Annotated in this window: 10 protein-coding genes; 5 read left to right on the top strand and 5 right to left on the bottom strand. The window is 59.6% G+C overall.

Features of this window, described 5'->3' with window-relative positions; all coding sequences use genetic code 11:
* Window positions 1-8 precede the first annotated feature (8 nt).
* Genes FHK95_RS05620 through FHK95_RS05610 form a run of 3 tightly spaced genes read right to left on the bottom strand, consistent with a single transcriptional unit; the run spans window position 9 to window position 5,816 of the window.
* Entirely contained in the window at window positions 9-1,472 is a 1,464-nt protein-coding gene (locus tag FHK95_RS05620) for an efflux transporter outer membrane subunit (protein ID WP_150303619.1), read from the bottom strand.
* The gene (locus tag FHK95_RS05615) at window positions 1,465-4,644 is read right to left on the bottom strand and encodes a multidrug efflux RND transporter permease subunit (RefSeq protein WP_150303618.1); all 3,180 of its coding nucleotides are present in this window, start codon (window positions 4,642-4,644) and stop codon (window positions 1,465-1,467) included. Before FHK95_RS05615 ends, FHK95_RS05620 begins: the two co-directional genes overlap by 8 nt.
* Entirely contained in the window at window positions 4,641-5,816 is a 1,176-nt protein-coding gene (locus FHK95_RS05610) for an efflux RND transporter periplasmic adaptor subunit (RefSeq protein ID WP_150303617.1), read from the bottom strand. Before FHK95_RS05610 ends, FHK95_RS05615 begins: the two co-directional genes overlap by 4 nt.
* A gap of 199 nt (window positions 5,817-6,015) precedes the next feature.
* Between FHK95_RS05610 and FHK95_RS05605 the strand changes: the two genes are divergently transcribed.
* The gene (locus FHK95_RS05605) at window positions 6,016-7,095 is read left to right on the top strand and encodes an Lnb N-terminal periplasmic domain-containing protein (RefSeq protein WP_235906722.1); all 1,080 of its coding nucleotides are present in this window, start codon (window positions 6,016-6,018) and stop codon (window positions 7,093-7,095) included.
* Between the two features lie 21 nt (window positions 7,096-7,116).
* Here FHK95_RS05605 and FHK95_RS05600 read toward each other — a convergent pair whose 3' ends face one another.
* Complete coding sequence (locus FHK95_RS05600; protein ID WP_150303616.1) at window positions 7,117-8,172, bottom strand: AI-2E family transporter; 1,056 nt, start codon at window positions 8,170-8,172, stop codon at window positions 7,117-7,119.
* 192 nt (window positions 8,173-8,364) lie between these two features.
* On the opposite strand from FHK95_RS05600, the gene FHK95_RS05595 reads away from it, so the two are divergent.
* From FHK95_RS05595 to FHK95_RS05585, 3 genes are all read left to right on the top strand, one after another.
* A complete protein-coding gene (locus FHK95_RS05595; protein WP_150303615.1) occupies window positions 8,365-8,808 on the top strand; it encodes a nucleoside deaminase in 444 nt (147 codons plus the stop codon).
* 159 nt (window positions 8,809-8,967) lie between these two features.
* Window positions 8,968-11,100: a catalase HPII gene (gene katE, locus FHK95_RS05590; protein WP_150303614.1), complete on the top strand. Its 2,133-nt coding sequence runs from the start codon at window positions 8,968-8,970 to the stop codon at window positions 11,098-11,100.
* 231 nt (window positions 11,101-11,331) lie between these two features.
* Window positions 11,332-12,057 carry a glutamine amidotransferase-related protein gene (locus FHK95_RS05585; RefSeq protein WP_150303613.1) on the top strand — a complete coding sequence of 242 codons (726 nt, stop codon included), beginning with the start codon at window positions 11,332-11,334 and terminating at the stop codon, window positions 12,055-12,057.
* A 4-nt stretch (window positions 12,058-12,061) separates the two neighbouring features.
* On the opposite strand, the gene FHK95_RS05580 is transcribed toward FHK95_RS05585, so the two are convergent.
* The gene (locus FHK95_RS05580; RefSeq protein ID WP_178114719.1) at window positions 12,062-13,246 is read right to left on the bottom strand and encodes a hypothetical protein; all 1,185 of its coding nucleotides are present in this window, start codon (window positions 13,244-13,246) and stop codon (window positions 12,062-12,064) included.
* 73 nt (window positions 13,247-13,319) lie between these two features.
* Between FHK95_RS05580 and arfB the strand changes: the two genes are divergently transcribed.
* A complete protein-coding gene (gene arfB / locus FHK95_RS05575) occupies window positions 13,320-13,730 on the top strand; it encodes an alternative ribosome rescue aminoacyl-tRNA hydrolase ArfB (RefSeq protein WP_150303907.1) in 411 nt (136 codons plus the stop codon).
* Window positions 13,731-13,924: the final 194 nt, after the last annotated feature.

The raw sequence follows: 13,924 nt of genomic DNA, 5'->3' as shown, positions 1-13,924 counted from the left end.
CGCCTGCGCTAAGGCTGTGGCTTGGTGTATTCCGGCAGGCGTCTCGGCATCGTCGATCCACCCCCCAGCGCGACGTAGAGCTCGATCAGGTTCTGCACCTGCGCGCGCTGGATCTGCACATAAGCCTGTTCAGCCTGGAACAGGTTGCGTGACGCATCCAGGACCTGCAAATAATTCACCACCCCCTCCGCATAGCGATCCTCTGCCAGGGTGGCAATGCGCCGAAGCACCTCCACGTTCTCCTCCTGCGCGATCAACTGCTCTGCGAGAAACCGGCGTCCGGCGAGTGCGTTGGCCACTTCGCGAAAGGCGGTCTGGATGCTGTCTTCGTATTCCGCGACGGCGATGTTCTCCCGCGCCTGGGCGACAGTGAGGTTGCCGCGGTTTCGGCCGAAATCAAACAGTGGCAGGCTGATGGTCGGCCCGATGCTCCAGGTTTCGTTGGAGCTGTCGACCAGCCCATCCAGCTCGTTGGAGGCGTAGCCGAAGGTGCCGGTCAGCGATATCTGCGGGAAGAACGCGGCGCGTGCCACGCCGATATTCGCGCGTGCGGCGCGCAGTGATTCCTCGGCGGCAATGATGTCCGGCCGAACATATAGCAGGTCGGAGGGCAGGCCGGCGCGCAGTGTGGTGGCGCTGACCTGTTGGGCCAGCGGTAGCGGTGCGGGCAAGGTGTGATCTATTTCAGTACCGACCAATTGCGTGAGGAAGTTGCGCTGCTGCGCCTGGGTGAGGCGCAGCCCCGCCAGTTCTGTTTCAGCCTGGGTGAGCAGGGCGCGGGCCTGGTTCCAGTCCAGGGCAGAGGTAATGCCCGCATCGAGACGTACTCTGGCAATACGCAGCCCGTCCTGGCGACTGTCTACCGTAGCCTCGGCAAGTCTGATGCGTTCCTCGGCTTCCAGCAACGTCAGATAGGTCGAGGCCACGTCGGCAATCAACGACAGCCGGAATGCTCGCTGCGCCTCGATGGTACCCAGATACTGCGCCCGGGCGGCTTCGGTCAGGTTGCGCACTCGCCCCCAGAAATCCAGCTCGAATGCCGAAACCCCCAGCCCCAGCGAGTAGCGTTCGACGACTCCATCGCCGGCCCCGGCTGTTGCACCGGGCGATACTGGCATTCCCCCGGTACCCGCGCCTGTAGGGAAGCGACCTCGGCTCGCTTCAGCATTGACGCCCAGGGTGGGATAACGGCTCGCGCCCTGCACCCGATATAACCCGCGCGCTTCCTCGATACGCTCAATGGCCACGCGCAAGTTGCGGTTGTGTTGCAGCGCGGTGCTGACCAGATGTTGCAGCCGAGGGTCTCTGAAAAACGCCTGCCAGGCGATATCGCTGGCAGTGGCTTCGCCACGTTCCGGCGCATACAGCTTGGGATAAAGCGCTGCGGTAGGCTGCTCGGGTCGTTCGTGCTCGGGCGCCAGCTGACAACCGGCGGTAAGCGCAATCAGCAGAAAAGAGCAGGTTTTATTCATGCGCTGGCTGCCCCCTGTCACTGCCATCGCTGTCCTGATTGTCGGCGTGGTCCTTCGGGCCGGGTGGACCCTTGCGGCTCAACCAGCGCCGAACCGCCATGTAAAACAGCGGGATATAGAACAGGCCGAGCAGTGTGGCAACAATCATCCCGCCCATCACGCCCGTGCCCACGGCGATGCGCGATGCGGCGCCGGCGCCAGTGGATAGCACCAGCGGCAGCATGCCAAGGATGAAGGTCAGTGAGGTCATCAGTACTGGACGGAAGCGTAAACGTACGGCATTTCGCACGGCATCGAGGAGTGATTTGCCGCGACCTTCCTCGTCGATGGCGAACTCGACAATCAGAATGGCATTTTTTGCCGACAGGCCGATGATGGTCACCAGGCCGACGTTGAAGTACACGTTGGCGGGCAGGTCCCTGAGCATGGCGAACAGGACCGCGCCCAGTCCGCCAAAGGGCACCACCAGCAGCACAGCAATAGGAATGGTCCAGCTCTCATACAGCGCCGCCAGCACCATCAACACGACCAGCAGCGAGAGCCCAAGCAGCATGCCGACCTGACCCGACGCCTGCTGTTCTTCGTAGGACGCGCCAGACCATTCATGAATAAAGCCGGCCGGCAACTGCTCCATCAGCCGGGCCATCTCATCCATGGCCTCGCCGGTGGTATGACCGTCTGCGGCGTCGCCTGATATCGACACGGCTGGATAGCCGTTATAGCGCTGCAACTGAATCGGTCCGAGGGTCCAGCTGGCATTGGAAAAGGCGCCGAAGGGTACGTTTTCGCCTTCGTTGTTCAACACCTGGAGATCGAGCACGTCTTCAGGCGTCATGCGAAAGCGCGAATCCGCCTGCAGCAGTACCTGCAATACCCGGCCATCGAGATTGAAATCGTTGGCATAGGCGCTGCCGAATGCCGTGCCGAGTGCGGTATTGACGTCATTGATCGACAGCCCCAGTGCGCGGGCCTTGATCCGGTCGATATCCAGCCGCAACTTGGGCGCCTCATCGGCGCCTTCCGGACGAACGCCTTCCAGGATCTGACTGCCGTTGGCCAGGCCCAATAGCTGATCGCGGGCTTCGAGCAGCGCCTTGGAGCCATTGCCAGCACGGTCTTCAAGTTTCAGGGAAAAGCCACCCGAAACGCCCAGCGCCGGGATGGATGGCGGATTCAGGGCGAATACCTGGGCCTGCTGGATTTGTGAGAAGGCGCCCATGGCCTTGCGCACCAGAGCGAGCGAGCTTTGCTCCTCATCCGGTCTGTCTGACCAGGGGCTGAGCCGCACGAAGGCCATGGCATGCGCCTGACCCTGGCCGAAGAAGCTGAAACCGAACACGCTGACCACGTCTTCCACGGTCGGCTGGTCGTCGTAAAATGCCTGAACCTGTTTGACCGCTGTGGTCGTGCGCTCAATCGTCGCGCCCGGCGGTGCCTGGATGACGGTCATCACCGAGCCTTGATCCTCATCGGGCAGGAAGGCGGTCGGCATGCGCACAAACAGCAGGGCAGTCACCGCCAGCAGCGCGACAAAACCCAGCAGAAATATCATTGGGTGAACCAGTACAAAACCGACACCGCGGTTATAGCGCTCGGTCATGTATGACATCCCGCGATTGAACGGAGCGAAGACGCGTTTGCTCCAGCCTGGCTTGTCTTTTTCCTCGTCAGCGGGCTTGAGGAATGCGGCGCAGAGTGCCGGGGTCAGGGTCAAGGCCAGCAGCGTGGATATGGCTACCGCGATCGACAGTGTAACGGCGAACTGCCGATAGATGCCGCCGGTTGAGCCGGGGAAGAAAGCCAGCGGCACGAACACCGCAATCAGCGCCAGCGTGGTGCCGATAATTGCCGCCGATACCTGGCCCATGGCTTTGACTGCGGCCTCGTAGGGGGGCAAGCCTTCTTCATCCATCAAACGCTTGACGTTTTCCACCACGACGATGGTGTCGTCCACCAGGGTGCCGATTGCCAGCACCAGTCCGAACAGGCTTAGCAGATTGATGGAAAATCCCAGCAACCACAGTCCCAGACAGGTGCCAATGAGCGTGATCGGAATGACGATGGTCGGGATCAGCGTGGTGCGCCAGCTCTGCAGGAACAGCAGCATCACCAGCACCACTAGTACCATGGCTTGCAATAGGGTCTTCAATACCTGGCGTATTGAAGCAGAAATGAACGGCGTTGAATCGAAGGGCACGGTCCAGGCGATGTCCTCCGGGAAGCCGGTTTCCAGCTCTCGCATGCGCTGCTTGACGCCTTCAGCCGTATCCAGTGCGTTGGCGCCGGGTGCAAGCTGCACCGCCAGACCAGCAGCCGGTTGCCCGTTGAGCTCGCTGCGCGCAGTAAAGTTTTGCGCGCCCAGTTCGACCCGGGCGACGTCCCCGAGACGAATCACCGATCCGTCACGGTCAGCACGCAGGATAATCTCGGCGAACTCATCGGGATTACTGAAGCGTCCCTGGGTCTCGATGGGCGCATTGATCTCGATGTTTTCGCTAAGCGGCGGCTCGCCAAGGGAGCCGCCGGCGGCCTGGCTGTTCTGTTCACGCACGGCGGCCATCACCTCAGCGGCCGAGATGCCGAAGTTCGCCAGGCGGTCGGGGTTCAGCCAGATGCGCATCGCATAGGGTGTATAGAACTCGCGAATATCTCCGACGCCCTGAACCCGGCGCAGTTCGCTGATGATATTGGTGGTGGCGAAATGGCCCAGCTCCAGACTGCCCAGGGTGCCAGTCTTGGACACTAACGCCACGATCAGCGCAAAGCTCGACGAGGCCTGATAAACGCGGATACCCTGGCGACGCACTTCTTCGGGCAACCGCGGTTCCACACGGCTGAGCATGTTCTGCACTTCCATCTGCGCGACGTCGATGTCGGTCCCGGCCTGCAACGTGAGTGAAATGGACGCCGTGCCATTCGAGCGACTGGTCGAGTCCATATAGAGATAGCCCTCGACCCCGTTCAGCTCCTCCTCAATGACCTGGGTGACGTTGGTTTCCAATACCCCGGCATCCGCACCGGGATAGGTCACGTTGATGTTCAGCTGGGGCGGGGCAATGGAAGGATACTGTTCAACCGGCAACGCACGCAGCGCGAGGATGCCGCCGAGTAAAATACCCAGCGCGATGACCCAGGCGAATACCGGACGGCGGATGAAGAATGTCGGCGTCATTGCGCAGCGGCCTCGTCCTCGGCCGGCGCATCGGCACCTGGTTGCTGCGCAGGGTCATAGGACTCTGGCGTCACCGGCGCGCCGGGCCGCGCTTTTTGCCAGCCTTCGATGATGACCCGCTCGCCAGGCTCAAGGCCTTCGCGTATCACCCAGCTGCCATCGAGCATGCTGCCGGTTTTCACTTCCCGTGATTGCGCGACGTCCTCCTGATCCACGAGCATGACACTGGCTCCGCGCTCACTCATGATCACCGCACGCTGAGGCAGCAGAATACTTTGGGGGCGGGTCCCGACCTCAACTTGAGCTTCTACAAACTGGCCGGGCAACAGCAGACGATCCGGATTGGGGATCTGCGCGCGCGCCGCAACGGTACCGGTGGCACGGTCAATCGACATGGCGAGAAAATCCACAAAACCTGAATGCGAATAGGGCTCGCCGTTTTCCAGCTCCAACTGTACCGCGACCTTGCCTTTTTCCGGCATCTCCAGCGCACCGGACGCGATCTGGGCACGCAGCGATAGCAGGTCTGAGCTGGATTGCGAGAAGTTCACGTAGACCGGGTCGAACTGTTCGACCCGGGTTAACAGTGTGCCATTGGCTGCGCTGACCAGCGCGCCGACGGTCACCTCGGCGCGTCCCGCCACACCGTCGATGGGCGACTCGACCCGGGTATAGCCACGATTGAGTTCGGCTGTTTCCACGGCGGCTTCGGCCTGGGAAACATCGGCGCGTGCTGTTCGCAGACGGGCCAGCGCCGTGTCGTATTCCTGCTGACTGATGGCCTGTTTGGCGACCAGGCCCTCGTAGCGCTTTACATCCTGGGCGGCATTGGCGGCCGTGGCCTTGGCCCGGTCCAGTGCTGCCTTGGCTGAATTGAGGTTGGCCTGCATCTCCCGCGGGTCGATCTGGAACAACTGCTGGCCAGCTTCGACATCTGTGCCTTCTTCATAGAGGCGCTTTTGAATGATTCCATCCACCCTGGCGCGCACCTCCGCGACAGCTATGGCTTCAACCCGCCCCGGTATTTCAACGACATTTGCGACCGGTTGGGTTTCGACTGTTACAACCGATACCGTAGGTGGTGGTGGCTCGGGGCTGGTTTGTTCTTCATCGCAGGCGACAAGGAAAAGCGGGGCCAAACAAAGAATCAGGCGCTGGGGCAGTGACTGCATTGACGTCTCTCTTGTGTTTACTCCGCGACGGAAGTCTTATCGAGGTATCTAATCTCGACATCGCGGCGCGGGTGCAGGTTCCTGTGTGGCATACGACCGATGCAAGGCGGTGGTATCATCCGCGGCCAGTATTTATTGGCCATTTCGGTCTTTTAGCCGGTGCTGTTGGATGGTCAGGTATCGCCTGCGGCATTCATTCATGTCCGGGGACGCCGATACACGCCTGGATGTCTGGGCGACTAAACTGACGCAGACCACAGCCACCACACAGGCCCGTTTGATGCTCCGCACCTTGCTACTTTCCCTCGGCACCCTGATTGTCATATTGAGCTGCGTATGGGCAGGCATGGCGCTGTGGTTCCAGCTGCCCTGGCCCGCGTCGGGTCGTATAGCGCTAATCAGTTTCTGGGTCGGTGCGGTCGCGGCCATACTCTGGCTTATCTGGGCTGGCAATCCCGGCCTGGGGCTGGCTGGTTACGCTGTGCTGTTCGGCCTGCTGCTGGTCTGGTGGGGCAGCCTGGAGCCGAGCCATGACCGCGACTGGGCGGATGATCTGGCGCGGATCACCCAGGGCGAGATCAATGGCCAGCAGGTTACGCTGCATAACGTGCGCAACTTTGACTGGCGCTCAAACGAAGACTACGACGTTCGCTGGGAAACCCGGCACTACGATCTCGACCGGCTGATTTCGGTCGACCTGATCACCTCGGAATGGGGGATGCGCGGGATCGCTCATATTCTGGTGTCGTTCGGCTTCGATGACGGGGAATTCATCACCTTCACTGTGGAGATTCGCCGCGAGCGCGACGAGAGCTTTTCGGCCATTGGCGGGTTTTTCAAGCAGTTCGAGTTGGATGTGCTGGCTTCCGATGAACGTGACGCCGTACGGGTGAGAACCAATGTGCGCGGTGAAGAGGCCCACCTGTACCGCGTCGATATGCCCGATCACGCGATGCGTGACCTGTTTGTGGCTTACGTTGAAGAGGCCAATCGGCTCGCTGCGCAGCCGCGTTTCTACCATACCGTTACAGCCAATTGCACGATCATCGTTTACAACATGATGGAGCAGATCGTGGATGGCCTGGCGATTGATCCGCGGCTGTTGCTGTCCGCCTACCTGCCGTCCTACGTCAAGGACGTAGGCGGGCTGGTGGATGTACCGCTGGAGGAGCTGAAAGCCCGTGGCAACTTTACCGAGCGGGCCAAACAGGCCGGGGATGACGAGGACTTTTCTCGCGTGATTCGCCAGGGCGTGCCGGGCTGGGAATCGACGCCGTAAGCAACTGAAACGCCGGACGCTCTAGCCTGATCGTCTGGCTTCATCGCTCATCAGAATGCCGGCCCAGCGTGTCTGAGGCGATGCATCAAGTGCCAGCTTGGCGACCATGGTCAGGGGTATCGACAACAGCATCCCGACCGGGCCGAACACATAGCCCCAGATCAGTAACGACATCAGTACCACCAGCGGCGATAGACCCAGGCTGCGGCCCATGAAACGTGGCTCGAGAATGTTGCCGATCAGCGTATTCACCGCGACATACAACCCGAGCACGCCAAGGCCTTCGCCGATGCCCAGACCGAGAAAGGCGATCAGCACTGCCGGTACCGCCGCGATGATCGAGCCGATGGTCGGAATAAAGTTCAATAACCCTGCCACGATCCCCCAGAGAATTGGAAAGTCCACGCCGATGGCCAGCAAGCCGATGCCGACGATCAGGCCGGTAGCTGCACTGGCTGCTGTCTTGATCAACAGATAACGGTACACCGATCGCAGAAAACGTCTGGCGCGCACGCGTGCCCGCCGCCGGTTCGGGAAGGCGGCGTCGAGCTTGTCCGACAGGGTGCGTTCTTCCAACAGTAGGAACATGAACGCCAGCAATACCAACAGAGAGGTCGCCGTGAACTGGCCCAAGCCACCGGCTATATCCCGCGCCGCGCCGGTAATCGTCGGGCTGGCAGGCAATGACAGTTCTCGCGGTAGCAGGTCTGGCGGCAGACCCCGTTGAGCGATGAATTCCCGCAGATCGAGCATCCAGCCGGTAAAACGCGCCTGATAAAGCGGCGCCTGGGTGGCCATGCTCTCGGCAGCGCCTTTCAACGCCAGAAACAACAGGAAAAAGGTAAAGCCTACGACGGAAAACAGCACCAGGATCGATACCGGTCCGGGTACGCCCCGACGTTGCATCGACGACAGAGGCGGAGCGCTGATAATCGCGAGGAACACGGCTAGCAGAATGGGCGTGACGATATGGCTGATGGCTTTCAGGCCACCGAGTACGATGACCAGTGCGGCCGCGCCGAGCAGCCAGTGCAAAAGGGAAAAGGATGTCGTTTGAGAGGGGAACTGCGGTTGCATCGAGAGTCCTTGCAAGTGAGTGCTGAGTGCTGAGTGCTGAGTGCTGAGTGCCGAGTGCCGAGTGCGAGGCGCCATCATAAAGCGGAATCCTTGCCAGCTACAGTGATGGTGGCGGTAATTGCGATCTTCTTAACCTGGGCGCTGGATGCATAATGGTTCAACTCCTCCATTCACCACAAAACAGGACTTTTCATGGATTCATTCATGCAATGCGCAATTGACGAAGCCCGGACCGGTGCCACGGAAGGCGGCATCCCCATCGGCTCGGTTATTGTTCATGAGGGCAGGATTATCGGCCGCGGACACAATCGCCGCGTTCAGCAGGGCAGTGCCATTCTGCATGGGGAAATGGACGCCTTCGAGAATGCCGGTCGCCAGCCTGCGTCGGTCTACGCCAACTCGGTGCTATACACCACGCTTTCGCCGTGTCCGATGTGTACCGGCGCGATCCTGCTTTACGGTATTCCGAAGGTGATCATTGGCGAGAACCAGACGTTCCAGGGTGAAGAGGATCTGCTGCGTTCGCGTGGAGTGGACGTCGAAGTATTGCAGGACGCCACCTGTATCGCGCTGATGAAGACCTTCATCGATAACAATCCGGCGCTCTGGCACGAAGACATTGGCGAGGACGCGTAAACATCATCGATTGACCATGCCAATAGCCGCTATTGAAAAAGCCTATTCTCAGGGGGGCGAACCATTCCCCCGCAATAGGCTCCGATACTGAGACACTTTTGCGGATGGCACCCTGCTGCCCCTGCAAAGCCTTTCCTCTGATTCAGTACGGAGAAATACATGTCCAGCGATAATAAAACGAGTGGCCTGGCGGGTACCGATACGACAGATCGCAGCAATACCAGCACCAAGATTGATCAGCTCGACGCCTACCGTGAAGACGCCACCGACCGATCACTGACCACCAACACCGGCACCAAAATTGCGGATAACCAGAACACACTCAAGGCGGGGGACCGAGGTCCATCGCTGCTTGAAGATTTCATCATGCGTGAAAAAATCACGCACTTTGACCATGAGCGCATCCCCGAGCGCGTGGTGCATGCGCGTGGTTCGGCAGCGCATGGTTTCTTCCAGGTGTACGAACCACTGTCGGACCTGACCAAGGCCGACTTTTTGAATGATCCGGCAAAAAAGACGCCGGTATTCGTGCGCTTCTCGACTGTACAGGGCCCCCGTGGCTCGGCGGATACAGTGCGTGACGTGCGCGGCTTCGCCACCAAGTTTTATACCGATGAAGGCAACTTCGATCTGGTCGGCAACAACATGCCGGTATTCTTCATCCAGGATGCAATCAAGTTCCCTGATTTTGTGCATGCGGTGAAACCGGAGCCACATAACGAGATTCCCACAGGCCAGTCCGCCCACGACACCTTCTGGGACTTCGTCTCGTTGACGCCCGAGTCCGCGCATATGGTGATATGGACGATGTCTGATCGCGCCATCCCGGTCCATTTCCGCGCGATGCAGGGCTTTGGCGTGCACACCTTCCGCATGATCAATGCGCAGGGCAAGAGCGTCTTCGTCAAGTTTCACTGGCGCCCGGTATCCGGTGTGTATTCGCTGGTGTGGGACGAAGCGCAGAAGCTGGCCGGCAAGGATCCCGACTTCAACCGTCGCATGCTCTGGGAAGATATCGAGAAGGGCGACTATCCGGAGTACGAGCTGGGCCTGCAGGTCGTGCCCGAGGAAGACGAGCACAAGTTCGACTTCGATCTGCTGGATGCAACGAAGATCATTCCCGAAGAGCTGGTGCCGGTGCGCATCGTCGGCAAGATGACGCTCAATCGCAATCCGGACAATTTCTTTGCCGAAACCGAACAGGCAGCCTTTCATCTGGGCCATGTGGTCCCCGGGATCGATTTCACCAATGATCCGTTACTGCAGGGCAGACTGTTTTCCTACACGGATACGCAGTTGCTGCGCCTCGGCGGTCCGAACTTCAACGAGATTCCGATTAACCGGCCAGTATGTCCTTTCCACAACAACCAGCGGGACGCCCCACATCGCCAGACCATCAACAAGGGCCGCGCATCCTACGAGCCGAATTCGATTGATGGCGGATGGCCGAAGGAGGCGCCGCCGGCTCCGTCCGGCGGAGGGTTTGAGTCATACCCGGAGCAGGTCTCGGGTACCAAGATCCGCAATCGCAGCGAATCCTTTGGTGATCACTTTTCCCAGGCCACGCTGTTCTGGAACAGCATGAGCGAGCCGGAGAAGGAACATATCATCGGCGCCTACAGTTTCGAATTGTCCAAGGTCGAGCGGATGTTCATTCGTGAGCGCCAGGTAAACGAGATTCTGGCCAATATCGATATGACGCTGGCGACCCGCGTAGCAGCGAATGTCGGTGTCGCAGCGCCATCCGGACCTACGGTCACGCCGCGCAAGATAAGCGTGACGGAGTCCCCTGCGCTGAGCCAACTGGGCCTGCTGGCCGGGAATATCAAATCGCGAAAGGTGGCCATTCTGATCGCCGACGGCGTGGAAGAGGGCGATATCAGCTTCATACTTGATCTGCTGAAGCAGGAAGGTGCGATGGCCAAGCTTATCGGCCCCTCTGCCGCGCCAGTGAAGACCGCGCAGGGCCAGAGCCTGGTGCCAGATGCCTCGATGGAGGGGCTGCCATCGATTGCCTTCGACGCGGTATTTGTGCCCGGTGGCGCTGCTGCTGCCCAGGCAATGAAGATGGATGGTACCGCACAGCACTACCTGCTGGAGGCGTACAAACACCTCAAGGCTATCGCGCTGTGTGGTGATGCCGGCAGTCTGGCAACCCATCTGCGGCTGGATGCCGACGAAGGCTTGATCAGCGCACCCGCTGCCAAGGATCTCGGTGACAAGCTGGTGTTAGCGATGTCCAAGCATCGTGTCTGGGCGCGTGAGCCGAAGGCAAAGAGCATTCCGGCCTAAGCACTTCAGCCTGATGTAAGGCGCCGGCCTCGCGTGAACGGCGAGGCTGGTCCCACCATTCATCTGGACGCTGAGTGATCGTTTGCGCGCCAGCTTGGGCGGTGCGCATACTCGGAGCTGTTATATCGACAACGAGTGACTCAACAGTTTGGCTGTTGGCCGATCCGGGCGCCGCTCAGGATCGGCGTCCCAGCCGTCTGCTGCTGGGCAATACTTTGACCAGGAGAATACGTGAAGATTGGGATTTTGCAGTGCGACGATGTGCCTGAGAACCTCCAGCCGGACCATGGCAACTATCCGGAGATGCTGTTGCAGCAGTTACAGAACCACGTTTCGACGTCAGATGTGAGTGTCTACCGTGCCCACCATGGCGAGCTCCCTGCGTCGATCGATGAATGCGACGGCTATATCACCACAGGCAGTCGTTTCAGCGTCTACGATGCCTTGCCATGGATCGAAGCGCTGGACGCTTTTATGGTGAGTTTGTGGGAGGCGAAAAAACCGCTGGTGGGCATATGTTTCGGCCACCAATTGATAGCCAGAGCGCTTGACGGTGAAGTGGAGAGATCCGAAAAGGGCTGGGGTGTGGGTGTGTCCTTCAATCAGGTGGTCCAGCGCAAAACCTGGATGGATCCCTGGCAGGACAAACTGGATCTGGTCGTCAGCCATCAGGACCAGGTAGTTGAGTTGCCCGTCGAAGCCGAGGTATTGGTCAAGAGCGACTTTTGCGAATACTACGTGCTGCAATATGCCGATCATTTCCTGAGCATTCAGGGTCACCCGGAATATTCCAAGGCCTACTCGCGCGATCTTATGGAGTCGCGCCGCGGCATTATTCCAGACGCCCGTTTGCGCGCAGGGAATGCCTCGCTCAGCGCTGAAGTCGACGGCGAGCTGATGACCAAATGGATGGTCAATTTCATGCACGAGGCATTGGTGCTGCGCCGTAATGCCTGACCGTCTACAACTGACCGAAGCGGTTTGCGCTGACCAGCGTGTCGGCCTGAGGTTCTGGATACCGCTGCATCGGCCCGTACCTGTTGGTGTTAACCGGAGAGCTGACCGGCTGCGCCTGAAGCGCAGGCGTTTGCTGCCTGCCTAGTGCCGTATCAAAGGCGTGAGCGATCCGCTCAGGGGAGTAACCCCGCGTCGCCGCTCGTGTTTCAGGGCGATTACGGTCCACTACCTCGCCCCGGAAGTACATCTCCACACGTAGAACCAGACCCCAGCGCGGCGCGAAGTTGGCTTCGCGCGGGAAGCGTAGCTCAGGCACGATATCGGCGAACAGTATGTCGCGATGCAAATTGCGCCGGTACTGGGCGAGGAATACATAGTCCTCGATCCGGGTGTGCGACAGGCTGCTGCCAATCACCACGCCGGCATACCGGATAGCACTTCGCTTGCCGAGAATCTGGTTCAGCTCAACCGATTCGGAAAATTCCAGGGTGTCTTCGTCTTCCTGCCACTGCACATGCGTAATGAAACGCAGATGCTGCGTGTCATTCAGCGGGCGACCCAGATCCCAACGGGTTCTGACCCGATAACCGTCGCTGTTGAACCATGAGGCGCGGTTATAGGATTCCAGCTGCCAACCGCCTTGACCAACATCCCACAGGCGCTCGGCCGTGAGCCGCACGTACGGATCAAGCGGAAAGCGGAACCGGATACCGGCGCCAGTGCTGGTCTCCCAGCCGACGCGCTTGTCATCACCGCCCAGCTGGCTCAGCCCGAGAATGGTATTGCCGCTACCGGGCTGTTGCACGCCAAGACGGTTTGCCTGCTGCTCGGATAACGTGCCCTGGGTCTCCTCTGGGTCACTTTCGATGATCAGCCGCAGTCGTTCCTTGGTGGTAGGTAAATCGAGCTTGAAGCGAATGCTGGTGTCGTTATCGATGCCTTCGCTTTCCTCCCATTCCAATTCCTGACTGAGCCGCAGATAGGAGCGGTTGCGTACGGCGAGGTGTTCGTCGGTGCCGAAGAATCCATCGATGCTGCGCGAGGAACTGTTTACCCAGCGCGACAAGCGATCGTGAAGCGGGTCGATACGTTCGACTGTCCAATCGGGAAGGTCGCTGTCATCAGACGGCTCGGCGACAACGGTGAAGGTCAATATCATCAACATGCCGGGCAGCAGGCTTTTGTGCATATTGCTGTACTCCTTTAACCTATGGCCAGTATAGCCATCCTGTATGCCCTGACGGAGAAAAAAATCCTTGACGATCAAACTGCTCTACGGTGTTGAGCTCGACGAGGCGGAGGTGGACGTGACTGCCATCCGCTCTCAGGGTGCGGGCGGGCAGAACGTCAACAAAGTGTCGAGCGCGATCCATCTGCGGTTTGATATCGCCAAATCGAGCCTCCCCGACTTTTTCAAGGAACGTTTGCAGGAGTTGTCTGACTCGCGCATTACCAAGGACAAGGTAATCGTGCTCAAGGCACAGCAATACCGCACCCAGGAACAGAATCGTGAGGATGCCTTCGCCAGGCTTGCCGAACTGATCAACAGCGCCGTTGAGATCAAGAAACAGCGCCGGCCCACCAAGGCGACCAAGGCTTCAAAAAAGCGGCGGGTGGATAGCAAGACGGCCAGGGGGCGAGCCAAAGTATTGCGGGGGAGGGTGGATATCTGATTACTGTGGGGGCAGGTAAACCCTGGGCTGGCCTGGCGGCCAGCATCGCCCGGAGTCCGGCCTCCCACAAATTAGTTTCTCTGTGGTGATCAAGGGCGTCGCTTGGACTTGGCCTCTACCACAAAGCTGGTTTGTGCTTTTCGTAGGAAATGGGATGGACCCGTCCCACTCGTGCCATGATTGAGTTTGTCCAC

This window comes from Pseudomonas saliphila, from assembly GCF_008638345.1.
GTDB lineage: Bacteria > Pseudomonadota > Gammaproteobacteria > Pseudomonadales > Pseudomonadaceae > Halopseudomonas > Halopseudomonas saliphila.
Note: the sequence above shows the minus strand (reverse complement) of the source record. Positions and strands in the feature narration are given on the sequence as shown.

Coding starts and splice junctions, on each gene's coding strand:
- FHK95_RS05620 (WP_150303619.1), bottom strand. CDS start 1,472: ATGAATAAAACCTGCTCTTTTCTGCTGATTGCGCTTACCGCCGGTTGT.
- FHK95_RS05615 (WP_150303618.1), bottom strand. CDS start 4,644: ATGACGCCGACATTCTTCATCCGCCGTCCGGTATTCGCCTGGGTCATC.
- FHK95_RS05610 (WP_150303617.1), bottom strand. CDS start 5,816: ATGCAGTCACTGCCCCAGCGCCTGATTCTTTGTTTGGCCCCGCTTTTC.
- FHK95_RS05605 (WP_235906722.1), top strand. CDS start 6,016: ATGTCCGGGGACGCCGATACACGCCTGGATGTCTGGGCGACTAAACTG.
- FHK95_RS05600 (WP_150303616.1), bottom strand. CDS start 8,172: ATGCAACCGCAGTTCCCCTCTCAAACGACATCCTTTTCCCTTTTGCAC.
- FHK95_RS05595 (WP_150303615.1), top strand. CDS start 8,365: ATGGATTCATTCATGCAATGCGCAATTGACGAAGCCCGGACCGGTGCC.
- katE (WP_150303614.1), top strand. CDS start 8,968: ATGTCCAGCGATAATAAAACGAGTGGCCTGGCGGGTACCGATACGACA.
- FHK95_RS05580 (WP_178114719.1), bottom strand. CDS start 13,246: ATGCACAAAAGCCTGCTGCCCGGCATGTTGATGATATTGACCTTCACC.